Source organism: Chryseobacterium paridis, assembly GCF_016595215.1.
Classification (GTDB): Bacteria; Bacteroidota; Bacteroidia; order Flavobacteriales; family Weeksellaceae; genus Chryseobacterium; species Chryseobacterium paridis.
Genome location: NZ_JAENHK010000001.1, coordinates 562453 through 588274, shown reverse-complemented (window position 1 = coordinate 588274; position 25822 = coordinate 562453). Strand labels below are relative to the sequence as shown.

Annotated in this window: 26 protein-coding genes; 11 read left to right on the top strand and 15 right to left on the bottom strand. The window is 35.0% G+C overall.

The window, feature by feature from the left end:
* Positions 1–61 precede the first annotated feature (61 nt).
* Positions 62–2263: a S46 family peptidase gene (locus tag JHL15_RS02605; protein ID WP_200242449.1), complete on the bottom strand. Its 2202-nt coding sequence runs from the start codon at positions 2261–2263 to the stop codon at positions 62–64.
* Between the two features lie 85 nt (positions 2264–2348).
* On the opposite strand from JHL15_RS02605, the gene JHL15_RS02600 reads away from it, so the two are divergent.
* Positions 2349–2783, top strand: coding sequence for an META domain-containing protein (locus JHL15_RS02600; protein ID WP_200242446.1), 435 nt, complete (start codon positions 2349–2351; stop codon positions 2781–2783).
* A gap of 82 nt (positions 2784–2865) precedes the next feature.
* Here JHL15_RS02600 and JHL15_RS02595 read toward each other — a convergent pair whose 3' ends face one another.
* From JHL15_RS02595 to JHL15_RS02575, 5 genes are all read right to left on the bottom strand, one after another.
* A complete protein-coding gene (locus JHL15_RS02595; protein WP_200242444.1) occupies positions 2866–3279 on the bottom strand; it encodes a hypothetical protein in 414 nt (137 codons plus the stop codon).
* 6 nt (positions 3280–3285) lie between these two features.
* Complete coding sequence (locus JHL15_RS02590; protein WP_200242442.1) at positions 3286–5805, bottom strand: beta strand repeat-containing protein; 2520 nt, start codon at positions 5803–5805, stop codon at positions 3286–3288.
* A gap of 5 nt (positions 5806–5810) precedes the next feature.
* Positions 5811–6290 carry a T9SS type A sorting domain-containing protein gene (locus JHL15_RS02585; protein WP_200242439.1) on the bottom strand — a complete coding sequence of 160 codons (480 nt, stop codon included), beginning with the start codon at positions 6288–6290 and terminating at the stop codon, positions 5811–5813.
* 134 nt (positions 6291–6424) lie between these two features.
* Complete coding sequence (locus JHL15_RS02580) at positions 6425–7138, bottom strand: LytR/AlgR family response regulator transcription factor (RefSeq protein WP_200242437.1); 714 nt, start codon at positions 7136–7138, stop codon at positions 6425–6427.
* A 162-nt stretch (positions 7139–7300) separates the two neighbouring features.
* Positions 7301–8341 (bottom strand): MsnO8 family LLM class oxidoreductase, encoded by a 1041-nt coding sequence (locus JHL15_RS02575; protein WP_200242434.1) that lies wholly within the window; start codon positions 8339–8341, stop codon positions 7301–7303.
* A 312-nt stretch (positions 8342–8653) separates the two neighbouring features.
* Between JHL15_RS02575 and hflX the strand changes: the two genes are divergently transcribed.
* The 6 genes from hflX (at position 8654) to JHL15_RS02545 (ending at position 14009) form a co-directional block, all read left to right on the top strand.
* Positions 8654–9880: a GTPase HflX gene (hflX, locus tag JHL15_RS02570; protein ID WP_200242432.1), complete on the top strand. Its 1227-nt coding sequence runs from the start codon at positions 8654–8656 to the stop codon at positions 9878–9880.
* Positions 9880–10509, top strand: coding sequence for a DUF4919 domain-containing protein (locus JHL15_RS02565; protein ID WP_200242430.1), 630 nt, complete (start codon positions 9880–9882; stop codon positions 10507–10509). Before hflX ends, JHL15_RS02565 begins: the two co-directional genes overlap by 1 nt.
* Positions 10510–10524: 15 nt before the next feature.
* Positions 10525–11811: a cation:proton antiporter gene (locus tag JHL15_RS02560; RefSeq protein WP_200242429.1), complete on the top strand. Its 1287-nt coding sequence runs from the start codon at positions 10525–10527 to the stop codon at positions 11809–11811.
* A gap of 13 nt (positions 11812–11824) precedes the next feature.
* Complete coding sequence (locus tag JHL15_RS02555) at positions 11825–12544, top strand: DNA alkylation repair protein (protein WP_200242427.1); 720 nt, start codon at positions 11825–11827, stop codon at positions 12542–12544.
* Positions 12544–12873, top strand: coding sequence for a DUF6122 family protein (locus JHL15_RS02550; RefSeq protein ID WP_200242426.1), 330 nt, complete (start codon positions 12544–12546; stop codon positions 12871–12873). Before JHL15_RS02555 ends, JHL15_RS02550 begins: the two co-directional genes overlap by 1 nt.
* Before the next feature lie 65 nt (positions 12874–12938).
* Positions 12939–14009, top strand: coding sequence for a calcium:proton antiporter (locus JHL15_RS02545; protein WP_200242425.1), 1071 nt, complete (start codon positions 12939–12941; stop codon positions 14007–14009).
* Here JHL15_RS02545 and JHL15_RS02540 read toward each other — a convergent pair.
* A complete protein-coding gene (locus JHL15_RS02540; RefSeq protein WP_200242423.1) occupies positions 14006–14389 on the bottom strand; it encodes a group III truncated hemoglobin in 384 nt (127 codons plus the stop codon). The two genes, JHL15_RS02545 and JHL15_RS02540, sit on opposite strands and share 4 nt — an antisense overlap.
* A gap of 125 nt (positions 14390–14514) precedes the next feature.
* On the opposite strand from JHL15_RS02540, the gene JHL15_RS02535 reads away from it, so the two are divergent.
* From JHL15_RS02535 to JHL15_RS02525, 3 genes are all read left to right on the top strand, one after another.
* The gene (locus tag JHL15_RS02535; RefSeq protein ID WP_200242421.1) at positions 14515–15486 is read left to right on the top strand and encodes an ion channel; all 972 of its coding nucleotides are present in this window, start codon (positions 14515–14517) and stop codon (positions 15484–15486) included.
* Complete coding sequence (locus tag JHL15_RS02530; protein WP_200242418.1) at positions 15486–15974, top strand: YkgJ family cysteine cluster protein; 489 nt, start codon at positions 15486–15488, stop codon at positions 15972–15974. Before JHL15_RS02535 ends, JHL15_RS02530 begins: the two co-directional genes overlap by 1 nt.
* A 119-nt stretch (positions 15975–16093) precedes the next feature.
* Entirely contained in the window at positions 16094–16408 is a 315-nt protein-coding gene (locus JHL15_RS02525; RefSeq protein WP_200242416.1) for a hypothetical protein, read from the top strand.
* Between the two features lie 41 nt (positions 16409–16449).
* Here the strand turns inward: JHL15_RS02525 and JHL15_RS02520 are convergent, their stop codons facing one another.
* The 4 genes from JHL15_RS02520 to JHL15_RS02505 form a co-directional block, all read right to left on the bottom strand.
* The gene (locus JHL15_RS02520) at positions 16450–16818 is read right to left on the bottom strand and encodes an iron chaperone (RefSeq protein ID WP_200242414.1); all 369 of its coding nucleotides are present in this window, start codon (positions 16816–16818) and stop codon (positions 16450–16452) included.
* Positions 16819–16946: 128 nt separating this feature from the next.
* Positions 16947–18305, bottom strand: a complete 1359-nt coding sequence (gdhA, locus tag JHL15_RS02515) for an NADP-specific glutamate dehydrogenase (RefSeq protein ID WP_200242412.1) — start codon at positions 18303–18305, stop codon at positions 16947–16949.
* Between the two features lie 190 nt (positions 18306–18495).
* Positions 18496–19605 carry a DNA-processing protein DprA gene (gene dprA, locus JHL15_RS02510; protein ID WP_200242411.1) on the bottom strand — a complete coding sequence of 370 codons (1110 nt, stop codon included), beginning with the start codon at positions 19603–19605 and terminating at the stop codon, positions 18496–18498.
* Positions 19606–19639: 34 nt separating this feature from the next.
* Positions 19640–20407, bottom strand: coding sequence for a rhomboid family intramembrane serine protease (locus JHL15_RS02505; RefSeq protein ID WP_200242398.1), 768 nt, complete (start codon positions 20405–20407; stop codon positions 19640–19642).
* A gap of 270 nt (positions 20408–20677) precedes the next feature.
* Between JHL15_RS02505 and JHL15_RS02500 the strand changes: the two genes are divergently transcribed.
* Positions 20678–21601 (top strand): DUF3078 domain-containing protein, encoded by a 924-nt coding sequence (locus tag JHL15_RS02500; RefSeq protein ID WP_200242383.1) that lies wholly within the window; start codon positions 20678–20680, stop codon positions 21599–21601.
* A gap of 65 nt (positions 21602–21666) precedes the next feature.
* On the opposite strand, the gene sufD is transcribed toward JHL15_RS02500, so the two are convergent.
* The 4 genes from sufD to sufB form a co-directional block, all read right to left on the bottom strand.
* On the bottom strand, positions 21667–22974 hold the full coding sequence (sufD, locus tag JHL15_RS02495; RefSeq protein WP_200243740.1) for a Fe-S cluster assembly protein SufD: 1308 nt from the start codon (positions 22972–22974) through the stop codon (positions 21667–21669).
* Positions 22975–23092: 118 nt separating this feature from the next.
* The gene (gene sufC, locus JHL15_RS02490) at positions 23093–23836 is read right to left on the bottom strand and encodes a Fe-S cluster assembly ATPase SufC (RefSeq protein ID WP_200242380.1); all 744 of its coding nucleotides are present in this window, start codon (positions 23834–23836) and stop codon (positions 23093–23095) included.
* Positions 23837–23854: 18 nt separating this feature from the next.
* Entirely contained in the window at positions 23855–24361 is a 507-nt protein-coding gene (locus JHL15_RS02485; RefSeq protein WP_200242378.1) for a GNAT family N-acetyltransferase, read from the bottom strand.
* Between the two features lie 4 nt (positions 24362–24365).
* Positions 24366–25814 carry a Fe-S cluster assembly protein SufB gene (sufB, locus tag JHL15_RS02480; RefSeq protein WP_200242375.1) on the bottom strand — a complete coding sequence of 483 codons (1449 nt, stop codon included), beginning with the start codon at positions 25812–25814 and terminating at the stop codon, positions 24366–24368.
* Positions 25815–25822 lie beyond the last annotated feature (8 nt).

Sequence of the window (25822 nt, the reverse complement as noted above, 5' to 3'; positions counted from 1 at the left end):
TGTTTAAAATAAAAAAACCGTGAAACTTGTTTCACGGTTTTTTTTAATATGTCAAAGATGACTATTTCTTTTTAGCAGCTTTTACATGCTCTGCTTTTGCAGGACGTGTTTTTGTATCAGCAGGAGTGTTTTCACTTCTTACTAATTTCAACTCGTCAATTAATCTTCTTGCTCCAGCATATTTATCGATAGTCCAAAGAACGAAACGCACGTCAACGTTGATTGTTTTTTGCCATTCTTGTTCGAATACGATATCTCCACTTAATGCTTCACTATTTCCGTCAAATGCGATTCCGATAAGGTTACCGTCACCATCAATTACCGGAGATCCAGAGTTTCCACCTGTAATATCATTATTAGAAAGGAAGTTTACTGGCATGTAGCCTGCAGCATCTGCATACTGACCAAAGTCTTTCATATTATAAAGATCGATCACTCTTTGAGGAAGGTCAAATTCTTCATCTCCTTTTTTGTATTTACCAACTAAACCTGTCATATCAGTGTAGTAGTTATCAGTAATACCAAAGTAATTTCTATCTGTTCTGATCGGTAATTTATCAACTGTTCCGTAAGTTAATCTCATTGTAGAGTTAGCATCCGGATAGAATTTCTTTTCAGGCATTGCTTTCATTAATCCTGCTAAGAACATACGGTTGTTTTTAGCAAAGTTATCGTCAATCTTAGAGAATTTTTCTGAAGATAATCTCTGATCTGTAGCTACTCCGTTAGCAATTTTTAAAAGCGGATCTGCATCTAGCTTTAAACGATCTGGATTTAAAATAAAGTTGGTAACAGAAGTCTTAGTAGCAAAAATAGATGAATAAGCAACATTTGAAAGATTCTTAGAATCTAAAGCCATAATTGTAGGAGAAGCAACATCTTTATCTACTCTTGACTGGTAAAGACCAACCATTGAATTAAGCATTTCTCCTTCAAGTTTAGTGTTGAAGTTTTCATAAGCCGCTTTTACAGCTGCATCTACTTTTGGTTTCATTGCTAATCTTCCTGCCATATCTTGCGCTGCATAAGATTTAAGTACAGAACCTACCTGATAAGCAAGGCTGATGTATTTAGCGTTTCTTGAAAGTTGAGAAGCATAATTTCTTTCTACATTTCTATTAGAAACTTGCTTATAATAGATAGAAATATCATCTAATACACCATCATATTCTATATTAGCTGGTTGTAAAGCCCACTGCTTGAAATTCGCTTCAATTTTTTGCTTATCTGTAATCGTTCCGTTTTTGATAACGGCATCAATTGTTCCTTGTCTGTTTTTCCAGTAGTTAGCTACAGAAGCATATTGAGATGCATAATTAAGTTGAGTAGCTTTGTCTTTATCCATGTACTTCTTCATCACATCCATTGCTAGTTTAGAGGCTTCTACCCAAGCTGGATAATCTTTGTTTACCATTTGCTGGATACCGTAAGATGTTAAATAACGGTTTGTTCTTCCAGGGTATCCTAAAATCATAGAGAAGTCACCAGGTTTAATTCCTTTAAGAGAAACTGGTAAAAAATGTTTAGGTTTTAATGGAGTATTGCTTGGAGAATATTCAGCTGGATTTCCCGCTGCGTCAGCATATACTCTGAAAACTGTAAAGTCTGCAGTGTGTCTTGGCCACTCCCAGTTGTCAGTATCACCCCCGAATTTTCCTAACGATGAAGGTGGAGCTCCTACCAATCTGATATCTTTGTAATCTTGGTAAACGAAATAGTAGAATTCATTTCCGTTAAAGAAATCTCTTACTACTACAGTATATTTCCCGTTTTCAGAGTTTTCAGCCTGGATTGCTTTAGTTTCAGCGTCAATCACAGCTTTTCTCTCCTCACCGGTCATTTTGTTATTCAGTTTAGAATTGATTCTTTGCGAAGCATCATCCATTCTAACCAGGAATCTAACGTATAGATCTTTAGCGTTAAATTCATCTTTTTGTTTCATTGCCCAGAAACCATTTTTCAAATAATCTTTTTCTGGAGTAGAAGCAGCTGCAACAGCGCCATAACCACAGTGGTGGTTTGTGAAAATAAGTCCTTTATCAGAAACAATTTCACCAGTACAAAAGCCACCAAAGCTTACAATAGCATCTTTTAAACTTGAATTGTTTACCGAATAAATTTCTTCAGGAGTTAAATGCAAACCTTCTTTTTGCATGTCAACACCATTTAATCTTTTGATGAGCATTAACAGCCACATACCCTCATCCGCTCTCATCTGGGCAAAGCCCAATAAAAAAGTGAATAGTAGAAATAGTCTTTTCATTTTATAAAATAATTTTGTGTCGCTAATTTACTAATTTTTACGACATTCTGCCCGGGATTGGTATGAAAATGGAAGGATTGCCCTCATGAAAAAAATATTTATAGGCCTTTTAGGAATTTTGTTTTTAGGAATAATAGTCAATTGTTCTTCAGTACCTGCTAAAAATCCATCAATTCAGAGAGAATGGATGCTTGTTTCTTTTGGGAATTTTAATAAAGATCAAATGGTTAAAAGCAGGGCAGGAATTAATCTCACAGGTAAAATGGAAGGAGATAAAATCCGTGGAGGAGCTTTTATGGGATGTAATAAAATGTTTTTCACTGGTGAATTTAGGAAAAATGGAAAAATGAAAATTTCAGGAGTAGGAAGTACTATGATGGCTTGTCAGGAAATGAAACTTGAAAGGGCTTTTGTAAATTCTTTTGAAAGAATTACCCAATATTCCATTGAAGGACATTTCCTTACTTTATCAGATGATAAAGGAGTTGTAATGAAGTTTGTAGCTTCTGATTGGGATTGATAATGAATAATTAGCATTGAATTGAATATAAAAAGTCCGCATATTTGCGGACTTTCTTTTGTTGAAAAATCTAGTTGGGTTATTAGTTTTTAGGGATGGTTTTTTTTATTTCCTGAAGGGTTGCTGTGTTGGGCAAGCCGGCAGTGGTCATATTTGTGTTCCCAGAATTGTTTGCCTTACGTGATGATTTCCTATTGGGGATTGTAGCTAAAACCTCATCAAAACTAGCAGTGTTCGGAATTAATTTCCCTGAATTGTCAGCTTGAGGTTTGGCTTTCGATTCTTGTTTCTTAACTTCCAGACCCTGATCAGATGCCAAGCCACTCTGTACCGGTTTTTTACTGGCTTTCTCCTGTGTTTCTTTTAAAATCTGAGCTTCATGTTCTTTTACATTTTTTAAAATTACAGTTTGATCTTGCTGTTCGGAAGTTTTATTTTCCTGAGCATACATGTTGAAACTTAATAATACGAATGCGATGATATATAGAGATTTCATAGTTTTTTATTTAATATTTACAAGTACTTTGATTTTTCCTGTTTCATTCTCGTTATAATCCTGAAGAGCTTTACCGATGATCTGTCCAAATTTTACTTTTTTAGGATTGGCTTTCATGGCAACACCTGCTTTTGACGAAGTCACTAAAAGGTCTCCTCTTTTGATTTTTCCTCCTTCAAGGCAGACTTTGGTTGGGATAACTCCAATCACTCCCATTGGAACTTTATCAGAAATGTCAGCATCTATATGTTCTTCTGTAAGTAATACACCAGGTCTGGTTGCGTAAACACCAGCAACCAGGTTAGAATATGGTTTCGAAGATTTTTCTACGGTTCTGTCTGAGTGTACTGAGATGGTCAAAACGTCACCAGTTTCATATTGCGAAATATTTCCTTCTACATCGAAAACTTCTGCTAAATCCGCTCCTCCGGTTTGTGTTCCTCCATTAAAGAATCCTCTTCCCGCAGAATTGATACGTGCAACATTTACTGTTCCGGGGTCTCCTGATTTGAATACAGCTAATGATCCATTACTATGAGTTTCTACAGTGAGTACAGGATTCGTGTTGCTAGTATTGAAATTAACTAGGCGAGCAGCTTTACCATTACTAAAATTAGGGGTCCATGCAAAAAGAGCATTCCCGGTTCCATCAGCAGTTGTTTCTACTCCATCTCCTGTATTGGAAGCATTGGCTGTAATACCGTTTCCGTTCCCATCAGCAATGGCAACCAGAGCTGGCCCATTTCCAGCAGGATTGCTCGCATGAAATAATCCGCCAAAACCACCGGTTCCAGATGAGATACCATATATCCCTGCGGTCCCAAAATTGGCAAATTGTGAGTTAACTTCTCCTCTCACAGCAGGGGAGGTTCCTGTAACCCTATCAACTTTAAAATTTCCGCCTATACCATTACCTACTGTGGTTACTGTAATTACATCGCTGGTATTGGCATTATTGAAGATGTTAAATTTTCCAGCACGTCCTGTTGCAAACGATGGAACCCATGCGTATAAAGCATTTCCTGCACCATCAATATTGGTTTCAACTCCATTTCCATCTTTACTAGCATTGGCCGTAATAGCATTTCCGTTTCCATCGGTGATTGCGACTAAAGCAGCGCCATTTCCGGCAGTGTTAGACGCATGGAATAATCCAGCAAAACCGCCAGTTCCTGAAGATACTCCAAAGATACCTGCAGCTCCGAAGTTTCCAAATATTGTTTTAACTTCTCCTCTTACAGCTGCAGCAACACTGTTGGCATTATTAACAAGAAATGACGACGCATTTCCTTGAGTGTTGTCCGGAATATTTCCATTTCCGTTAGTTTCTACTTCAAATGCATTGAAATCATTGGTTTGGCTTAAATTTTCAAATCTTCCTGCGCGACCTTTGCTGCTATTAAGTCCAATTTGCCCTAAAACACCAACTGCTGTTCCTGTTGTGTTGGTTGAGACAAATCCTCTTACACCGTATCCACCACCATCATTTCTTCCCACAACAGCGCCTGCAATATCACTAGTCGTTCTACCTACAACTGCTTCTCCAGCTCCGGTGTTGTCTCCAACGATACCTGCAGAGCTTTGTTGGCTGGTGGTACCATGAACGGCAAAGCCACCTACTGTAGAGCTTAGAACACCGGTTCCGTTTCCAGTAGAAGAAACATTTACTACAGTTCCATTTCCTACAGTTGAAACATTGAGGGCATTATTGTTATTGGCATTATTGAATATCGCAACGCTGGCAGCAATTCCATTATTACTTGTTGAGGTAAGTCCCGTTCCTGTATTACTGTTTGCGTATACACCAGTTCCACTTCCTGATGAGTTTCCGTAAACTCCAAGACCGCTTGGGGTTACTCCGTATACTCCCCATCCACTTCCATTTTGGCTTCCCCAAACTCCTACACCTAAACCTCCTGTTCCATTATTAATCCCCCGGACCCCTGATGAAAATCCTCCAGCAGAAGTACTGCTTACGGTACCTCTTACTGCAGCGATACTTGAAGTTGTGGTAGTATTGATTCCTTCAATTGAAACTCCATCACCATCATTGGTTAATGCAAAAAGGCTGGCTGCGTTATTTGCAGTAGCAGTGTAAGGAATAGTGAAACTTCCTCCGCCACCACCAGCAGATTTTGCATACATAGCGTAAGGGACACTAAGAAGCTGACTGGTTCCTGTTATCGTATAACTAGTTCCACCCAGTGGATCTGTTTCTGTTTTTAAATAATAATTTCCAGTAGACCAGACTATTGTATTAAATGTTCCGGTAAGTACAGTTCCTGTGCCTAGTTCGAGAGTGATAAGCCCATTGGCATTTGTGTTTCCCGTCAATCTTTCAGAATATACTACAGGTCCCACTGCGGAGCCTTGCAGAACACTTACTCTCATAGCGATACTTTGATTAACGATTAATTGCCCTGAGAGATTTCGGACAACGGCCTGATAGCTCATTTTTTCGGGTACTTGCGCGTAGACCGAAAGCCAGCCCAGTATCAGCCCCAGTATAAATAGAATTTTTTTCATGGTAGTTATTTTTTGATGATTTTGAAGATTTTGATGTTTTTACCTTCTTGATTGATTTTGATAATGTACATGGCAGATGGAAGATCAGAGAAGTTGAATTCTGACTTTGACTGATTGATTTTGTCTTTTTTGATCAATTTACCCTGTGCATCAAATAATTGATAATCTGAATTCTTGTAGCTATTTACAGTGAAATCCAGATATAAAAAATCTTTGAAGGGATTTGGATAGAGTAAAATTCCATCTTCTGTAGTTGTCGTCTCATTGGTTGAGAGTGTGGTGACTTCAAATGCTTGTTGTACACCTTCCATAATTTGAGAATTACTTCCTTTAGACAGATAAGCAATTTGACCAACACTGTAAGAGATGGAACCATTGCCTCCTGAAACACTTGTTCCCGTAGCCAGGACAGCAGATTGTGCTCTCAGATGTCCGGTTATAATAAACAAAATGAAAAGGAAAACGAAAATAAATGTTCTTTTCATGTTAAGTTTTTTTGTGGTTATTAGTACGTGAAATTCTGATTAGAAGAATTTAAGAAGACTAAATTACCACATATCGGAGACGGATATTTTGAAAATAGATAAACGACGAGATAAATCGACGAATGACATTTCCTTTAATTGTGCATGTCGAAAAAAGCGAGATTATCTTTATAGCTTCTACCAATAGGAAGCTTGATCTGATGGGTGAGTTCTACTTCATGAGTAGTTTTGCTTCTGATGAGATATTTTGGAACAGCGTAACTGCGATGTATCCTAATAAAGGAATCAAAATAATTCTGATGGAGTAAGTTACCGATAGAATCCAGAATACAATGCTTTTTTTCTGAGGTAACAATTCTTGTGTAGTCTTTTAGGGCTTCCAGATAGAGAATATCAGTGATTTTGATCTGATGGATTGTATTTCCCTCTTTTATTTTAATGTTGTTTTCTCCAAGTAGAATATCAAGACACTCACTCTTTTCTTTCATTTCAAGGAATTCGAAGAGTTTTTGTAATGAATGATGAATACGGTCTGCTTTTAAAGGTTTTTTAATGAAATCTAAAATATCCAGTTCAAAAGCTTCCGCAGCGAATTCACAATGTGAGCTTATGAAAATACAAAAGGGGATTTTATACGCTAATTTACTAAACTCTATTCCATTCATTCCTGGAAGATTGATTTCAATAAATAAAACATCTATAGGGAGATCAAGATAGGGGATTGCTTTTTCGGCTGAATCAAAAGAAGCAACAATTTCGATATTATCAAATTGATTGATATGATGTTGAAGAACCAGGCGATCTAGTTCGTCATCATCAATGATCATACATCTAATATTGGTAATCATGATTCTCTGGCTATTAATTAGTTTTTAGATTTAATGTAAATAAAACAAAAATATCTTTATAAAGTTATTAAAATTATATTAATATATGTTATTGCGTGTTGTTTTTAACATAAAAACTAATTACTAGCAAGAATATTCACAATTTAGTGAAGGGATGTTGCTTTATTGAACGCTGTTGATGATCCACTCATAATTTTTAAACCGATAATCCTTGTCATAAACATTATTCAATATGATCAGATTATTCGTTTTATAGAATGCTGCGATTTCGGAAAGCTGTTGACCAATTGTGTCTGGAGTGGCAATGATTATATTTTTCAGGACTTTCTGAAACTCAATGGTGTCTTCCGGAGCTGAGATTCTTTCTTCAACCTCATCAGGATGAATTAATGGCGTTGGAGCTAATCCTCTTCGTGCTTCTAAAAATTGATAAGCCATTGAATATGCATTTCTGAGAGCCATTTTGTAATCCTCGGCTACGGAAACAGAAAGAGCGATTTGCAGATGAGGTGTTTTTGTTATAGCACCAGGTAAGAATTCATTTTTATAGATATTTGTATTTTCATTTTCCCGTTCATCGATCAGGAAATGAGAATAAGAATAAGATAATCCATTTTTTGCAGCCTCTTTTGCCGAATTTTTTCCTGATCCCAGCCACCATACCTCAGGTTTTTGATGTAGATGCTGTGGCTGTGCTATCAGATCACCATAACGTTCCTGAGTAGAGGAAGTGTCATCCGAAAGATATCCTACAATATCCTGTAGCTTTTCAGTAATCGTACTTACTGTTGGTAGCTTATCGCTATTCAGAGCCAGCGAAGACATTTTAAGTCCGCCAGGAGCTTTCCCTAAACCTAAAACAAAACGACCAGGAAAAATAGAAGCCAACAGTTTTGCTGTCCCAGCTACTTTATACGCAGAATAATTGCGGAGCATAATGCCTGCAGTACCGACTTTTATTTTTTGTGTTTTTGCTAAAACAACTGCCGCAAGAATTTCAGGACTTGAACTGGCATAACCTGGTACGCCGTGGTGTTCTGAGAATAGAATACTTTCATAGTTGAGGTGTTCTGCCCACTGAGCCAGTTCGATACTGTTCTTTAATATTTCTTCCGGATGTTTGCCCAGAATAACAGGAGATTGATCTAAAATGCTCAGTTTCATTATTTTTTCTTTTGAATTGTTTTCTACTTGATCGTCCATTTCACCTAACTTTTAAAAGTTCATTTGGATATTCAATTTACTCAATAATTCAATCAGATTGTATTGATTATTACTAACGATTGTATATGTGATATCTAATTAGGTATTTAGGCACACTTTTCGTTTTTGTTGATTTAGCTGTTTTAATGTTTAAAAATAAAAATATGGCTTAAAACAATTATTAATTTTCCGTAAAACTATACGATTGCAAGCTTAAATTAACATTAAAATTTCCGGTTATTCCAAAAATCATTTTGTTTTTTATCCTTAAAAAGGGTAACTTGTAAATCTCATAAACATAGATAGAACTTAATGTTAGAAAAGAAAGAACATAATTACGAGAATGCTGTTTTAGTAGGTGTAATTACTCAAAATCAGGATGAAGAAAAGCTGACTGAGTATATGGATGAATTGGAATTTTTGGCTTTCACGGCAGGGGCGACTGTACAAAAGCGCTTTACTCAGAAATTAACTCAACCGGATTCTAAAACCTTCATCGGAAGTGGAAAAGCACTTGAAATAAAGGAATACGTAAAAGAAAATGAAATAGGGACTGTAATTTTCGATGATGAACTTTCTCCATCGCAGCTTAAAAACCTGGAAAGGGAAATGGAAGTTAAAATCTTAGATCGAACCAATCTTATTCTTGATATTTTTGCTCAGCGGGCACAAACGTCTTATGCAAGAACTCAGGTTGAATTGGCTCAATATCAGTATCTTTTGCCAAGATTGACGAGGATGTGGACTCACTTGGAACGTCAGAAAGGGGGGATTGGTATGAGAGGTCCCGGGGAAACAGAAATTGAAACCGACCGTCGTATTATCCGTGACAGAATTACCTTATTGAAAGATAAGCTAAAGACTATCGATAAGCAGATGGCAACTCAACGTAATAACCGTGGAAAAGTTGTTCGCGCTGCTTTGGTAGGATATACCAATGTTGGTAAATCAACTCTTATGAATTCTCTTTCAAAATCCGAAGTTTTTGCCGAAAATAAGTTATTTGCAACACTGGATACAACTGTTAGAAAGGTCGTCATAGGTAATCTACCATTTTTACTTACCGATACAGTAGGATTTATCAGAAAATTACCAACTCAACTAGTGGAGTCGTTTAAATCTACTTTGGATGAAGTTCGCGAAGCAGATTTATTAATTCATGTAGTAGATATTTCTCACGAGAGCTTTGAAGACCATATAGAATCTGTTAATCATGTATTAATGGAAATTAATGCTCATCAGAAGCCTATGATCATGGTTTTCAACAAAATTGATGATTTCAGCTATGAGAAAAAAGATGACGATGATTTAACTCCATCTACAAAGAAGAATGTTTCTCTTGAAGAATGGAAAAAAACGTGGATGGCAAAATCCAAGTATCCGACTGTATTTATTTCTGCATTGAAGAAAGAAAACTTCCCGGAAATGAAGAAGTTAATTTATGATGAGGTCATGAAGATCCATATTTCAAGATTTCCATATAATGATTTCCTTTTCGAGTATTTTGAGAATGATGAGGAAGAAGAAAACAACGATTAATGAAATATTACATTTTCCTTTTATCTCTTTTTGTTTCAGTTTTGGGCTTTAGTCAGAAATCCAGGATTGATTTTAAAAGTATAGAAAAAAATCTTAAAAATTCTGAATCACAGTATAACTATGATAAGTTGATTTTTAAATATAAAGGAATTCCAAAGTCATTAGATAGCATTGAGGCACAGTACCTTTACTATGGAAGGAATTTTGAAGATAATAAATTGACGACTTCGGATGAGGATTTTAAAAGCATGGCTGAAGCATTCAAAAATAACAATTTTGAAGATTGTATAAGAATAGGAAAGATTCTGTATGGTAAAGATCCAACCAATCTGGATGTTCTGTTGATTTTGCTTCGTGCTTATGATTACAAAAAAGATATTAGCAATTTCACTCACCATCTTGCCCAACTCAGATTGTTGGCAGATGCAATAAAGAGTTCCGGAGATGGAAAATCGGAGAAAACTGCATTTCAAGTCAATTCTGTTGGTGATGAATATATTTTTCTGAATATTCTAAATCTTGGAGAGGGATATACAAAGAGTTCAAAAACAGTGAAAGATGGGATTATCGATGTGTGGGAAAAAGAAAACAACAAAATCTATATCAAAGTCCTTTATTTAGACTTTTAATTTAAAAACAATTGAGTGGAATTATATTATTCATTTTCAGCATTAATAGTTTTAGCATCCATATTCGCCTACCTCAACTACAGGTTTCTTAAACTTCCGAGTACCATCGGAATTATGGTTATTGCCATTGTGGTTTCAATTTTTCTCGTTTTATTTGGAGAGACAGTGTTGCCAAGAACTTTTGGTCATCTTCATAAATTGATGAATAGCATTGATTTTACTGAGGTTCTGATGGGAGCGATGCTTAATTTTCTGTTGTTTGCCGGAGGAATTCATATTAATATTAATGATTTAAAAGAACAGTTTAGACCTGTTTTAATATTTTCAACAGCAGGAGTCGTAATATCAACCTTTATTGTAGGTTTTGGAATGTTTTACCTGCTTCCTTTAGTAGGTATTAAGCTTCCATTTATTTATTGTCTTGTTTTCGGAGCTTTAATTTCCCCTACAGATCCGGTGGCTGTTCTTAGTATTTTGAAACAGGCAAAAGTTTCAAAGTCTTTGGAAACTAAAGTTGCGGGAGAGTCTCTTTTTAATGACGGTATGGCTGTTGTAGTTTTTACTGTTGTATTGCAGCTGGCTGTTGGGAAAGAAGTGGACCTGGGTGTAGAGAGCATTGGTCTTTTATTGCTTAAAGAAGCGGGAGGTGGATTACTATTAGGTGTTTTGCTAGGATGGATAACTTCCAGATTAATGCGCGAAGTGGATGATTATATTATTTCAGTTTTGGTTACTCTTTCTGTGGTAATGGGAGGTTATCTTATCGCAAGGCAAATGCATATATCCGGACCGCTTACAATGGTTGCCGCAGGTTTATTTATGGGTAATTTCAATGTGAGATTCAAAATGAAATCGATCACGCAGGATTATCTCATTAAATTTTGGGAACTCATTGATGAAATCCTGAATGCTGTATTGTTCTTGTTTATCGGATTTGAACTATTGATGATCAAAGATCTGAATCATTTTATTATTCCGGGACTTATTGCAATTCTTGTGGTTCTGTTTGCAAGATTTATTTCAATTTGGGGGCCAACGAAGTTTATGTCTTTTAGAACGAGATTTAGCCCGCAAACAATTAAAGTTTTGTTCTGGGGCGGAATTCGTGGTGGAGTGTCTATTGCACTGGCGATGTCTATTCCTAAAAGTGAATACAGTAATATTATTTTAAGTATCACTTATTGTGTGGTGGTTTTTTCGATTGTTGTACAGGGGCTTACAATTGCTAAGGTTGCCAATCCTAAGAAAATTGCTAAAGAAGAATTGGAACAGGAAAGTATCGCTTTAGATGATAATGCTTAAATAATTGATTTCGATGAGTTCTATAATTAAAGAAATACACGAAGCATTAGCTGTTTTATCAATTCCTGAAAAAGCAGCATTTTTTCCTAAATTTTTCAAAACAGGAAAAGGAGAGTATGGTGAGGGAGATGTTTTTCTGGGAGTCAAGGTACCAGACCAAAGAGTTGTTGCCAAAGAATATTATTCCAAGATTACCCTGAAGGAACTTGGTGAATTGCTTTCCTCAAAATTTCATGAACATCGATTAACTGCATTGTTCATATTGATCACAAAGTTTGAAAAGACAAAAGATCCGAAGCAGAAAAAAGAGATTATAGATTTTTATCTCGATCATTTACCCCATATAAATAATTGGGATTTGGTTGACTCAAGTTGTTATAAAATTTTAGGACGATATGCATTTGAGAATCAACAAGAAGACCTTTTGAGAAATCTTTCTCATTCCGATGACATGTGGCACAAAAGAATTGCTGTTGTAGGAACAATGCACTATATAAAAAAGGGTTCTTTTGATTTGACTAAAGAATTTGTAACGAATAATCTGAAACACTCCCACGATCTCATGCATAAAGCCAATGGTTGGCTATTGAGAGAAATGGGTAACAAAAATGAAGAAGAACTGATTCTTTATCTGAATACCCATTATAAAGAAATGCCCAGAACTTGTTTGAGGTATGCTATTGAAAAATTGGACGAGGAAGTAAGACAAGATTATTTAAAAGGAAGAATCTAATGGATTGTTTATTTTGGAAAACATGTATGCATTATTTTTTGCACCTTGTGTTTCCGGTTTTTATCGCTTTGGCCTTTTATAAAGATAACTGGAAAAAAGTCTATCTTATTTTGTTAGCTACTATGCTGGTAGATCTGGATCATTTATTTGCTAGTCCTATTTTTGACCCTACAAGAAACAGTATTGGATTTCACTTTTTACATTCTTATTATGCGATTGCGGTGTACTTTTTGATGCTTTTCTTTAAAGGAAATATCAGAATTATTGGCATAGGGTTGCTGTTTCATATGTTCACCGATTTTCAGGATTTTAACTTCTGGTGCCATTAAAATATTATTAATATTTTCTTTTAATATTTTAATCTTCATTGATTTTTTGTATTTTGTAGACACTTATGAAATTAAAAGAACTTTTACACTATACATTCATTTTTCCTGTTTTAGCAGTGGGTTATTACTTCTCAGGGCTGATGGAAAATGGTGTTATTTATGAGATTATTGCTGGAATTTTACTTACTGGAAGTGTATTATCGGCTGTTCACCACGCTGAAGTGGTAGCTCATAAAGTAGGAGAGCCTTTTGGTACTATTATTCTTGCACTGTGTATTACTATTATTGAGGTAGCGTTGATCATTTCTTTGATGGTCGCAGGTGGAGATCAAGCGGTTACGTTAGCCCGGGATACTATTTTTGCTGCAGTAATGATTATTCTTAACGGGATATTAGGAATATGTATTCTGGTTGGAGGGGTAAAGTACTATGAACAGTTTTTTGCAAGAACCTCAGCTACAACCTATCTGGTAAGTATCGTTTCTATATTGGTTCTGACATTGATCCTTCCTAATTTTACGTCAAGTGTAAACGGACCTTTTTATAATACACCCCAACTCATTTTTGTTTCTATTGCGTGCTTGGTTATTTATGGAGTTTTCCTGATGGTTCAAACTGTAAGACATAGGAATTATTTTATTATCGCTGGTGATGATCCTGATTCTCATTATGTTCCTTCAAAAGCTGCAACGATCATTAGTTTTATATTCCTGATCATCTGTCTTATAATTGTTGTATTAATGGCCAAAGGTCTTTCAGCAACAATTGAGGATATGGTACAAAGCGTAGGAGCTCCAAAATCACTAGTTGGAGTTATTATTGCAGGAGTTGTGTTACTTCCGGAAGGAGTTGCGGCAATACGCGCAGCAAGAAATAATCAGATACAATCGAGTGTGAATCTGGCATTAGGATCAGCATTGGCAAGTATTGGATTAACGATCCCGGCTGTGTCTGTGGTTTGTATTATGTATGATATTCCTTTTGTACTGGGACTTGATAGAAAAGATATTATTTTGCTTTCCTTATCTGTATTTATTGTAATGCTTTCTTTAAGCAGGGGAAAAACAAATATATTGTATGGAACCGTTTTACTTGTGAACCTGGCAGCATACATTTTTACTGTAATAGTTCCTTAGTTAAGCTTTCTGGCCATTTCCATTTTGTAAGACATTAATTTGGCGATATTTTCAGATTTATAGATCGCCATATCTGCACTTTCACCAAAGAAATTTTCTTCGATGGTTTTTTTCCATAGGGAAAGCCACTGATCAAAGTGCTTTTTCTCCATTGCCTGAAGTTCGTTAATAGGGAAATGAACAGCCATTGGGTTTCCTTTGTAGCTCATTTGGCCAAATAGAATAGTTTCCCAGAAAGAATACATTTTCGGAAGGTGTTTATCCCAGTCTACCTTAATAATATCCTTAAAGAAAAACCCAATAGTTTCATCCTGAACTACTTTTTCATAAAATGAATTAACTAAAAGTTCGATGTCTTCTCTTGATTCAAGCTTTTTCATATCTCAAAGTTAACTTAAAATGAATTGACAAATTCAATCATTGACTTGATAAATTTCATGAAAACAATATTTTATCTTTGCATATTGTGATACACCCTTATTAATAAGAAAGAAATTAATTAAAAATGGCAAGAGGATTCAGGCAAAAAATTCGACAAAAAGATACCGATAGTAGTGGCTTTGGAACTAACGCCTCAGGAAGGTTTATTAATAAAGACGGTCTGCCAAATGTTCGAAGAAAAGGGGTCAATGTTTTCAATAGATTGAGCTGGTATCATACCATGCTTAATTTATCAACATTCCGTTTCCTTTCTTATCTGGTTGTTGCCTATATTTTGGTAAATATTATTTTTGCATTAATTTATTACTCAATAGGGGTTCAGCATCTTACGGGGATTGATAAAAGTGATCCGGTTAATGAGTTTATTGATGTGTTTTTCTTCAGCTCACAAACATTTACAACTGTTGGATATGGGAGAATTGCCCCGGTAGGTTTTCTTGCGAGCTTAGTAGCTACTTTTGAAGCCTTCCTGGGATTGCTTACCTTTGCGATTGCAACGGGTTTGTTTTATGGAAGGTTTTCGAGACCCAGGGCGTATTTAAGATTCTCAGATATTGCTTTAATTTCGCCCTTTCAAAATACAAATGCTTTAATGTTCAGGTTGGCTCCATATAAAAATAATGCACTTACAGATGCGGATGTTATTGTATCTGCTGCTATCGAGGTCATTGAGGATGGAGTGGCTAAAAGTAATTTCTATAGACTGGAAACACGGTTAAATAAGATCAATACATTGGCGCTGAATTGGACCGTGGTTCATATTATAGATGAAAATTCGCCGTTTAATGGCTTTTCTGAAGAAGACTTTAAAAATACGGATATAGAAATTATTGTACAGGTTAGGGCTTTTGATGAAGTATTTTCCAATACTGTAGTTCAAAGATCATCTTATGTGACCCGGGAAATAATTTATGGAGCTAAATTTGTTCCGATGTACTATCCGAATAAAGACAGCCAGTCTACCATTCTGGATCTGGATAAAATTAATGAATATCAACAAGTAGATCTTCCTGTTTTAGCTGAAGAGAAAGGATAATGAATATAGAATTGTACAAAACACAGGCTTTACAGAAGCAAAAAGAGCACAAGAAGTTTTTAGACGGATTAAAGAAAAAACCGCCTAAAAACCTTGATTATATTGTTCAGGAGACGCATGAGGAAGTCTTTGAAAAGGTGGATTGTCTTCAATGTGCGAATTGTTGTAAAACAACAGGTCCTTTATACACCGAAAAAGATATTGAGCGTATTGCAAAACATCTTCGGATGAAGCCCATGGACTTTGAATCAAAATTTTTGCGCGTAGACGAGGATAATGATAAAGTGCTGCAAAATCTTCCTTGCTTTTTTCTTAACGATGATAATACATGCTCGATATATGAAGTAAGGCCAAAAGCATGCAGGGAATATCCACATACGGACAGAAAGAAGATTTATCAGATCAATTCTCTGATGATAAAAAATACAGTTATTTGTCCAGCTGCATTTGAATTTGTAGAGAGAATTATGAAAAATTTAGGAAAATAACCTATAATCAAAAATCATCTTAAAATAATATAAAGTACGTTAAATAAGAAACTTAGATATAATTTAATATAATAAACGGCGTTCTAGAATTATCAAACACCTATTTAAAATATTAGAATATGAAAAAGTTAATCTTAACAGCAGCGTTTTCTTTAGCAGGAATCGTTGCCGTTTCTGCTCAGACAGAAACACCAAAGAAAGTTGATCCTAACCAGACAACAACACAAACGCAGCCGCAAACGATGCAATCGAACACCAATGCGACTACGCAGAATAAAACTCAGGATATGAGTTCAACAGCTACTGTAGATGCATCAAAAAACACTTCAATGACAACTGATGCAACTGTAAGTACTGATACTAAAGTAGAAGCGACCAAGCCAACAGAAATGACTAAAGAAGAGAAAAAGGCTAAGAAGAAAAAATCTAAATAATCAGTTAAAAAGTAGAAATGGGATCCTGAAATAATATTATTTCAGGATTTTTTTTGATGTATAGTTGCTATTTTAAACTGAATGATTTTCCGGATCAATGCTGAAGGGATTTCCTTATCAAGTGAAAACTGAACAGCCCCTTTTGAGAATTTATATTTATTTTCTAAAAAATCTTTCTCGAAGTTTTTAATGCCTTGATCACCGGGATAAAATCCAATGTGGTTTTTATAAGCTGCGAAATAAACCAAAGGCTTTCCTTTATATCTGAAAGCAGGCATCTGGTACCCGATATACTCTTCTATTTCTGGATTTTCAGAATGAATAATTGCTCTTAACTGGTCGAGCTTCTTCTGAACGTCTTCAGGAAACAATAAGATATATTCGTCAATATTTTTAAATGTATTTCCCATCTTATAAAAATAAAAAAAGCATTGAATATATCAATGCTTTCTCCTTTCACTTTTTACTTTTTTCCCATTTTCCCGGGAACAGGCTATAAGAAAAAAGGTCGGGAATTTCCCAACCTTTATATTTTGTTTTATACTACTCCTTGAGCTAGCATTGCTTCTGCAACTTTTACGAAACCAGCAATGTTTGCACCTTTTACATAGTTTACATAACCATCTTCTTCTTTTCCGTAGTCTCTACAAGCTTTGTGGATTCCGATCATGATTTCCTTTAATCTTGCGTCTACCTCTTCAGATGTCCAGTTTAGACGGATAGAGTTTTGAGTCATTTCTAGTCCTGAGGTAGCAACACCACCAGCGTTAGACGCCTTTCCAGGAGAGAATAATACTTTGCTGTCTAAGAAATAGTTGATTGCCTCAAGTGTTGAAGGCATGTTTGCAGCTTCTGTTACACAAAGAACTCCATTTTCAACCAATACTTTAGCATCTTCAAAATCTAATTCATTTTGAGTAGCTGAAGGAATAGCCACGTCACATTTAACCTCCCAAGGACGTTTTCCTGCATGGAATTCAGCTGATGGATATTTTTTAGCATAATCTTCAGCTCTGTTATTTCCTGAAGATCTTAACTCTAATAAATAATCAATTTTATCACCATCGATACCATCTTTATCATAGATGTATCCGTCAGGTCCGGAAATAGTTACTACTTTTCCTCCTAGTTCAGATACCTTCTTGATAACTCCCCAAGCTACGTTACCGAAACCTGAAACAGAAACAATTTTATCTTTAAATGTTTGATCAATAGTCTTAAGCATTTGCTCAGCGAAGTAAACAACACCATATCCTGTAGCTTCCGGACGGATCAATGATCCTCCGTAAGCAAGACCTTTTCCTGTAAGAACACCAGTGAATTCGTTTCTTACTTTTTTATATTGTCCGAAAAGATATCCGATTTCTCTTGATCCTACACCGATATCTCCTGCTGGAACGTCAGTTTCTGGTCCAATGTGCTTACATAATTCAGTCATGAAAGCCTGGCAAAAACGCATTACTTCCATATCAGATTTTCCTTGTGGATCAAAATCAGATCCTCCTTTACCTCCACCCATTGGAAGAGTAGTCAATGAATTTTTGAAGACTTGTTCGAAAGCTAAAAACTTAAGAACTGACAAGTTTACAGTTGGATGGAAACGGATTCCTCCTTTATATGGTCCGATTGCGGAGTTCATCTGAATTCTGAAACCTCTGTTTACCTGAATTTCTCCTTTATCATCAACCCATGGAACTCTGAAAATAATGATTCTCTCAGCTTCAGCCATCCTTTCAAGAAGCTTCATTCCTGTGTATTCTTTCTTTGTAGCGATAAACGGAATTACTGTAACTGCAACTTCTTTTACGGCTTGTAAAAATTCTGGCTCGTTAGGGTTTTTTGCCTCAATTTTTGCAATAAACTCCTGGATTTTCTGGTCAATATTATATTGTTCCATATATTAAGGTTGAATATTATTGCCAACAAATTTAATTTTTTTTTCAAGATTCACAACACCTTAATTGATGATTGTTGAAAATTTAATACTTTTGAGAGAAATTATTATTAAATTGATAATTTGTCTTTAATTTTTATTAAAAATTAAATGTTATTTGTGAAATAATGCAATATTAAGAAATAGTTAAATTTTAAATTACTTCAAATTGCCTCCCAGAAAATGATTTCACTTTACCTAAAAGCTCTAATTCTAAAATTATGGGTAAAATTCTATGTGTTGGAAGCGATATTTGCTGTGATAAATCATCTAAATTAATTTGTGGATTTTCTGCAATGTAATTATATATTATGCTCTGATTTTCAGATAATTGTATGGTTTCGGAAGAGTCAGGGAAAAGTTCTTCGATTTTTTCCTTTGGCTTATTAAAACCTAGGTTCGTTATAAGATCTTTGATCGTAGAAATAGTGGCTGCTTTATTGTGGAAAATGAGCTGATTACAACCTTGACTATAGGGATCCGTAATTTTTCCGGGAAGGGCAAAAACATCTCTATTATAACTATTGGCAAAAGTGGCAGTACTTATAGAACCTCCACCAAAAGCTGACTCTACAACTATTGTTGCCGGAGATATTCCTGCAATAATTCTGTTTCTTTGGATAAAATTTTCTCTATCGGGCTTTCTGGATGAATTAAATTCTGTAAAAAGCACACCGTTTTCTTGTAAGATTTTATCAGATAATCTTTTGTTCTTTGCAGGATATAGCGTATGAAAACCATGTGCTAAAATGGCTGCGGTAGGAATTTTGCGATGTAAAGATTGTTCATGAACTTCTTTATCCACTCCTAAAGCTAATCCGCTTATTGAGATGAATTGACTGGATTTGGCTTCTTCAAAAAAATCTTTTATAAACTGTTTGCCATAAGGAGTGATATTTCTTGTACCTACAATACTTAAAGGCTGTAATGTGTCATTGTATGTTCCTTTTTGATATAAAATAGCGGGAGCGTCATCGCATTCCCCAAGGAGGGAGGGGAGTTCTTTAAGGTGTCTTAATCTGATTGTAATAGAATTGTTTTCGCAGAATTTTAATTCCTTTTCAGCAAAGTGTAAATGAACAGATTTACCAATATCAGATATGACCTTCTGACCTAATCCATCTACTTTTCTATACTCTTTCTTAGCATGCTCCCATGCGTTTTTAGCATTTCCAAATGCTCTTATAAGTTTAAGGAAATTAATATCACCAATTAGATTACATTCGCGTAATGCGATTGCATAGAGATGTTCTTCGGAAACCATTTGTGCTTTTTATTCAAATGTAGCGAATTAAGATTTATCTTTTTCTTAATTCATCCAAATGATCCCAGATATCATCTCTTTTTTTATAAGGTAATTCTAAAAAGTCTTCAGGATGATTTTCTTTATACTCCTGCCACAGTTTATCATCTTTTTCACTGTAGTAATTCGGAAATTCCCAAATATATTTTTTCTTTTTTTCACCAATATTCTTAAATGCAAAAGCGATGATACTTCCTACTACAGCTCCGGAAAGGTGGGCTTGCCATGATATTTTGCTGGGTTCCTGAAGATTATAAAACAGCTCCTCTGGAAACATTCCCCAAACTAAACTTCCATAATAAAGTACAACCAGTAGAGAAATGGTCAATAGTTTCATATTCCATTTAAATACACCACTAAAGAACAGAAAAAATGCTAGAACATATACAATACCACTGGCGCCAATAGTGCATGTATACATATATTCACCTGTAAGTATATCGATTGGAGGAAGTAACCATAGTAGTAGTCCTGTTGCCAGCCAGCCTATAACAAATACCTTGTTTGCAACTAATGGATAAAATTGATATAAAAGAAACATCAGTACACCAATAGGAATGGAGTTACTGATAATATGATCCATATTTCCATGCAAAAGTGGAGAGGTGACAATTCCCAAGAGTCCTTCTGGCAATAAGGGAATAATTGCACCAAAGCAACTTTTAAAAAAACCTTGTGTCTGTAAAAAGTAGCCCAGCCACATTGCAGAAAGCATGAGCAATGGACTTATAATAGCCTTTTTGGAAATTGCGTTTTTAAACATGAAGAGATAATGTCAAATCAAAAGCCAATAATAAATTTCGGAAAATTTGGCGATGATTTTTAAATGGAAGGATAATTTTTAAGACAAAAGGTACTGATTTTAATCAGTATTTATATTTTAAAGAATTATTAGGGATTTAAATGCATAAAAGTGGCTCGTTTTTAGTAGGTTAAAGAATGATTTGTGAATTAAACAGGCTATTTGCTGTATAAATTGTCGGTCTGCACAAATTATATTTTATACTTTTGTAATGGAAAAATTTTTTATTTTATGAAGAAGTTTTTATTGCTTGTGGGCATTGCAGTTGAGATTTTCGTAAGTGCTCAGGATATAAAAAAAGATTCAGTAGTTGTAGACACTGTAAAACATTGGTCAGTTTTAGGCAAAAATACTTTAATGTTCAATCAGGCGGCCTTTTCGAATTGGGTTGGTGGGGGAGCTAATAATGTTGGCTGGCTAGCAGGAATTGATTATAATCTTACCTACGAAAAAGATAAAGATTTGTGGGAGAACATTATTATCATGGGATATGGACAGAATAATACAAAAGGGGTAGGAACTCGGAAGACCCAGGATGTTCTTAACATTTCTACAAACTATGGAAGGCAGTTTTCTAAAAGCTGGTATATTTCTTCGGGAGCAAGTTTGCAATCACAATTTTCGGCGGGATATGAAGATGGAAATAATCCTGAAGCCAAGAAGATATCTAATTTTATGGCTCCCGGATATTTTAACATGGGTTTGGGGGTTACATACAGGCCTGATGATAATCTAACCGTAACACTACGCCCTGTCAATGGTAGATGGACATTTGTTTTAGATACAGACCTTCAGAAAGCTGGGAATTATGGTTTAAAAGCAGATGGAGATAGTTCTTTATTACAATTTGGTTTTTTAGGAAATGCAGTGTATAAAGTGAAGCTGATGGAGAACGTAAACCTAACCAATACAGCATCTGTATTTTCAAACTATCTCGATCATCCTGAAAGGTTGGTATTGGCTTATGGAGCCGTTTTAAATTTAAAGATCAATAAGTATATTTCATCTAATATAACCGTTGATGTTCTATATGATCATAATCAAATTAAAAAGACACAGCTTAAGCAAACCTTGGGTATTGGTTTAGCCTACACGCTTAATAATGGGGTGAAGAGATCAGACAGAAAGGATAATCAATGGTGGATTAAGAAATAGAACATAGCGAATTATAAAAAAAAGCACTTCATTTGAAGTGCTTTTTTGGGTATCAATTTATTTTCTTAGAATTCAATGTCTACTTCTAATTTTTCTGCCAATAGTTTTGATATTTTTTCCTTTAAAGGTTCGATATCAATGTTTTGCATTGCATCATTAGCAAATGCATATAATAATAATGCCTGAGCTTCTTTTTTAGATATTCCTCTTGCTCTTAAATAAAACAAAGCATCTTCATTCAACTGACCAACGGTACAACCGTGAGAACATTTTACATCGTCTGCAAAAATTTCTAACTGAGGTTTTGTATCAATTGTTGCTCCTTCACTTAGCAATACATTATTGTTCTGCTGATAAGCATTGGTTTTTTGAGCTATTTTGTCAACGAAAACCTTTCCGTTAAATACCCCATGAGCTTTATCACTGAAAATACCTTTATAGTTCTGGTAGCTTTCACAATTCGGTTGATTGTGGTGAACCGCCGTGTGGTGGTCTACCAACTGATCTTTTCCAATGATTGTAATTCCGTTCATGAATGAATTGATATTTTGTCCATTATGAATGAAATCCAGATTGTTTCTTACCAGTTTTCCTCCAAAAGAGAAAGTATTGACTGTTGTTAAACTATCTTTTTCTTGTTTAGCAAAAGTATTGTCGATAAGATAAGAAGTATCATTATCATTTTGAAGTTTATGCCAATCCGCCTTTGCATTAGGATAAGTGAAAATCTCAGTTACTGAATTTGTTAAAACAAATGTGTCATCAAAGTTATGGTGACTTTCAATAATTTCTACTTTTGCTCCATCTTCTACGATCAATAAATTTCTTGTATTGTAGAATGTGTTTTCTTCTTGATTTTGAGATAGGTAGAAAACATGGATTGGTTTTTCAATAACTACATTTTTTGGAACTTTCAGGAAAAAACCATATTTGCAGTAAGCAAGATTTAGATCTGTAAAAGCAGATTTATCTCCCGCAATTGTATTGAAATATTTATCAAAAACTTCCTTATGTTTCTTATCATTCAAAGCATAGTTGAATGAAAGAAATTCTATATTTTCAATAGAAACCTTTGATAATTCTTTGTGAAGCTTACCATTGACAAAAACGATCCAGTCAAAATTTTCCTCGCCAAGATGCAATTGTTCCAATTGTTCCTTAGTGATATTATGACCTTCTTTCGGGAAAAAATTATAGTCTTTTTCCGTGATCTCTTTTAGGTTGGTATATTTATATTCTTCGTCTTTTTTGGTTGGAAAACCAATGCTTTCGAACTTTCGAAGAGCTGATTTTCTATCTTCATCCAGAAATCTGTGACGAAGACTTTCCAAAAACTTATCGTGGTTGTCAATAATTTGATCGTATAAAGCCATTACTGAAATTTCGGCCATCACACCTTTTTTATATTTTAAAAATTGTATTACTGTTTGCGGTTTTTCCGCTTTAATTTTTAGTGTAGATTGATAAAATCGCGACTAAAATTATTTCTTCTTAATTAAGAAGCCAATCATAACCTTTTGCTTCCAATTCCAAAGCAAGAGATTTGTCACCAGTCTTTATGATCTTACCATTAGCAAGAACATGTACAAAGTCTGGTTGGATATAGTTAAGCAATCTTTGATAGTGAGTAATCAAAAGAACTGCGTTACCTTCATTTTTAAAGTGGTTTACACCATCTGCAACGATTCTCAAAGCATCAATATCTAATCCTGAATCTGTTTCATCAAGAATTGCTAATTTTGGATTAAGCATCATCATTTGGAAGATCTCATTTCTTTTCTTCTCACCTCCTGAAAATCCTTCATTCAATGATCTTGAAAGGAAATCTTTTTTAATTCCCAATTGTTCAGACTTTTCACGAATCAGTGCAAGCATTTCTTTTGCTGGCATTTCTTCCAATCCGTTTGCTTTTCTGGTTTCGTTTAAAGCAGCTTTAATAAAGTTAGTTACAGAAACTCCTGGAATTTCCACAGGATATTGAAAAGAAAGGAAGATCCCTTTGTGTGCTCTATCTTCAGGAGCATCTTCGTTGATATTTTCACCTTGGAAAAGAATTTCTCCCTCAGTTACTTCATAATCTTCTTTTCCTGCGATAACAGAAGAAAGAGTAGATTTTCCAGCTCCGTTCGGCCCCATGATAGCGTGAACTTCACCTGGTTTTATTTCGAGATTAATACCTTTTAAAATTTGTGCGCCATCTTCAATTCTGGCGTGTAAGTTTTTTATTTCTAACATTTTATTTGCTTAAACAAATTATTTTTGAATTCTATATACTAAACTTTCCGGTTGGTCTGGTATATCATTAAGTTTTCCAGTTTGTTCCATCCCTGCTTTTTCCAGGACCTTGATCGAGGCTATATTATCAGGACGAACAACACCAAAAATTTCCTTTTTATCTAAATTATTAAAACCGAAGTCAATAGTTTTCTTTGAAAATTCTGTTGCATATCCTTTCCCCCAAGCTTCCGGAGCAAAACGATATCCAAGATTCAATTTTTCATCTTCACCATACATTTTATAGCTCAATCCACCAAAACCAATGATCTTTTCAGGATTTTCTTTTTCTAAAACTGCCCAGCCACCAAAATTATTTTGATTCCAATGCTCAAGCATTCTATTAAATGTATTTTCTGCTTTTTCAAGACTCATTGGCCCATTCGGATTATAAAGATTGGTTTGCGGATCTTTATTAATTTCAAAAAATCTTTCAAAATCTTCTTTTTCAGGTTTTCTTAAAATTAATCTTTCCGTAGTTTCCATCTTTTTATCCTACTGAACCTTCCAATGAAATTTCTAACAACTTCTGAGCTTCAATAGCAAACTCCATAGGAAGTTTGTTTAGAACCTCTTTACTGAAACCATTTACGATCAAAGCAATTGCTCTTTCTGTATCGATTCCTCTTTGATTACAATAGAAGATCTGATCTTCTCCGATTTTTGAGGTTGTAGCCTCATGTTCTAATTGTGCTGTAGGATCTTTGATCTCAATGTATGGGAAAGTATGGGCTCCACACTCATTACCCATCAACAGAGAGTCGCATTGTGAGAAATTTCTTGCTCCTTTTGCAGAAGGCATTACTTTTACCTGTCCTCTGTAAGAGTTTTGAGATTTTCCTGCAGAAATACCTTTAGAAATAATCGTTGATTTTGTATTTTTTCCGATATGGATCATTTTTGTTCCTGTATCAGCATATTGGTGATTGTTTGTCACTGCGATAGAGTAGAACTCACCAATAGATCCGTCTCCTTTCAAAATACAAGATGGATATTTCCATGTTACAGCAGACCCTGTTTCAACTTGTGTCCAGGAGATTTTTGCATTTCTTTCACAAAGACCTCTTTTCGTTACAAAGTTGAATACCCCTCCTTTTCCTTCTTCATTACCAGGATACCAGTTTTGAACTGTTGAATATTTAATTTCAGCATTATCCATTGCAATTAGCTCTACAACGGCTGCATGTAATTGATTTTCATCTCTGGAAGGAGCTGTACAACCTTCAAGATAAGAAACGTAACTTCCTTCATCTGCAATGACAAGAGTTCTTTCGAATTGTCCTGTTCCAGCTTGATTAATACGGAAGTAGGTAGAAAGTTCCATAGGGCATCGTACTCCTTTTGGAATATAACAGAAACTTCCGTCAGAAAATACTGCAGAATTTAGAGCAGAATAAAAGTTATCTCCTCTAGGAACTACTTTTCCTAAATACTTTTTCACCAGATCAGGGTGATTTTTTATTGCTTCAGAAATAGAGCAGAAAATAATTCCTTTTTCTGCCAAAGTATCCTGGAACGTAGTCTTTACAGAAATAGAGTCGATTACAATATCTACTGCTACTCCCGAAAGTCTTTTTTGTTCCTCGATATTAATTCCTAATTTTTCAAAAGTTTTAAGTAGTTCAGGATCTACTTCATCCAGACTTGCAAGTTCTGGATTCTTCTTTGGAGCTGCATAATAACGGATAGCCTGAAAATCTGGTTTTTCATATTTAATGTTTGCCCAGGTAGGCTCCACCATTTTAAGCCATATTCTGAAAGACTCCAAACGCCATTCTGTCATCCATTCCGGTTCTTCTTTTTTAGCAGAAATAGCACGGATGATATCTTCATCTAAACCAATTGGGAAATCTTCATAATCGATCTTTGTTTCCCAACCGAATTCATATTTTTTATTTTCTAAATCGACGCGTAAATCGTCTTCTGTGTATTTACTCATTATTTTTT

Excerpts from the sequence above, each read along its gene's own strand:
- JHL15_RS02605 (WP_200242449.1), bottom strand. The coding sequence starts at position 2,263 with ATGAAAAGACTATTTCTACTATTCACTTTTTTATTGGGCTTTGCCCAG.
- JHL15_RS02600 (WP_200242446.1), top strand. The coding sequence starts at position 2,349 with ATGAAAAAAATATTTATAGGCCTTTTAGGAATTTTGTTTTTAGGAATA.
- JHL15_RS02595 (WP_200242444.1), bottom strand. The coding sequence starts at position 3,279 with ATGAAATCTCTATATATCATCGCATTCGTATTATTAAGTTTCAACATG.
- JHL15_RS02590 (WP_200242442.1), bottom strand. The coding sequence starts at position 5,805 with ATGAAAAAAATTCTATTTATACTGGGGCTGATACTGGGCTGGCTTTCG.
- JHL15_RS02585 (WP_200242439.1), bottom strand. The coding sequence starts at position 6,290 with ATGAAAAGAACATTTATTTTCGTTTTCCTTTTCATTTTGTTTATTATA.
- JHL15_RS02580 (WP_200242437.1), bottom strand. The coding sequence starts at position 7,138 with ATGATTACCAATATTAGATGTATGATCATTGATGATGACGAACTAGAT.
- JHL15_RS02575 (WP_200242434.1), bottom strand. The coding sequence starts at position 8,341 with ATGGACGATCAAGTAGAAAACAATTCAAAAGAAAAAATAATGAAACTG.
- hflX (WP_200242432.1), top strand. The coding sequence starts at position 8,654 with ATGTTAGAAAAGAAAGAACATAATTACGAGAATGCTGTTTTAGTAGGT.
- JHL15_RS02565 (WP_200242430.1), top strand. The coding sequence starts at position 9,880 with ATGAAATATTACATTTTCCTTTTATCTCTTTTTGTTTCAGTTTTGGGC.
- JHL15_RS02555 (WP_200242427.1), top strand. The coding sequence starts at position 11,825 with ATGAGTTCTATAATTAAAGAAATACACGAAGCATTAGCTGTTTTATCA.
- JHL15_RS02550 (WP_200242426.1), top strand. The coding sequence starts at position 12,544 with ATGGATTGTTTATTTTGGAAAACATGTATGCATTATTTTTTGCACCTT.
- JHL15_RS02545 (WP_200242425.1), top strand. The coding sequence starts at position 12,939 with ATGAAATTAAAAGAACTTTTACACTATACATTCATTTTTCCTGTTTTA.
- JHL15_RS02540 (WP_200242423.1), bottom strand. The coding sequence starts at position 14,389 with ATGAAAAAGCTTGAATCAAGAGAAGACATCGAACTTTTAGTTAATTCA.
- JHL15_RS02535 (WP_200242421.1), top strand. The coding sequence starts at position 14,515 with ATGGCAAGAGGATTCAGGCAAAAAATTCGACAAAAAGATACCGATAGT.
- JHL15_RS02530 (WP_200242418.1), top strand. The coding sequence starts at position 15,486 with ATGAATATAGAATTGTACAAAACACAGGCTTTACAGAAGCAAAAAGAG.
- JHL15_RS02525 (WP_200242416.1), top strand. The coding sequence starts at position 16,094 with ATGAAAAAGTTAATCTTAACAGCAGCGTTTTCTTTAGCAGGAATCGTT.
- JHL15_RS02520 (WP_200242414.1), bottom strand. The coding sequence starts at position 16,818 with ATGGGAAATACATTTAAAAATATTGACGAATATATCTTATTGTTTCCT.
- gdhA (WP_200242412.1), bottom strand. The coding sequence starts at position 18,305 with ATGGAACAATATAATATTGACCAGAAAATCCAGGAGTTTATTGCAAAA.
- dprA (WP_200242411.1), bottom strand. The coding sequence starts at position 19,605 with ATGGTTTCCGAAGAACATCTCTATGCAATCGCATTACGCGAATGTAAT.
- JHL15_RS02505 (WP_200242398.1), bottom strand. The coding sequence starts at position 20,407 with ATGTTTAAAAACGCAATTTCCAAAAAGGCTATTATAAGTCCATTGCTC.
- JHL15_RS02500 (WP_200242383.1), top strand. The coding sequence starts at position 20,678 with ATGAAGAAGTTTTTATTGCTTGTGGGCATTGCAGTTGAGATTTTCGTA.
- sufD (WP_200243740.1), bottom strand. The coding sequence starts at position 22,974 with ATGGCTTTATACGATCAAATTATTGACAACCACGATAAGTTTTTGGAA.
- sufC (WP_200242380.1), bottom strand. The coding sequence starts at position 23,836 with ATGTTAGAAATAAAAAACTTACACGCCAGAATTGAAGATGGCGCACAA.
- JHL15_RS02485 (WP_200242378.1), bottom strand. The coding sequence starts at position 24,361 with ATGGAAACTACGGAAAGATTAATTTTAAGAAAACCTGAAAAAGAAGAT.
- sufB (WP_200242375.1), bottom strand. The coding sequence starts at position 25,814 with ATGAGTAAATACACAGAAGACGATTTACGCGTCGATTTAGAAAATAAA.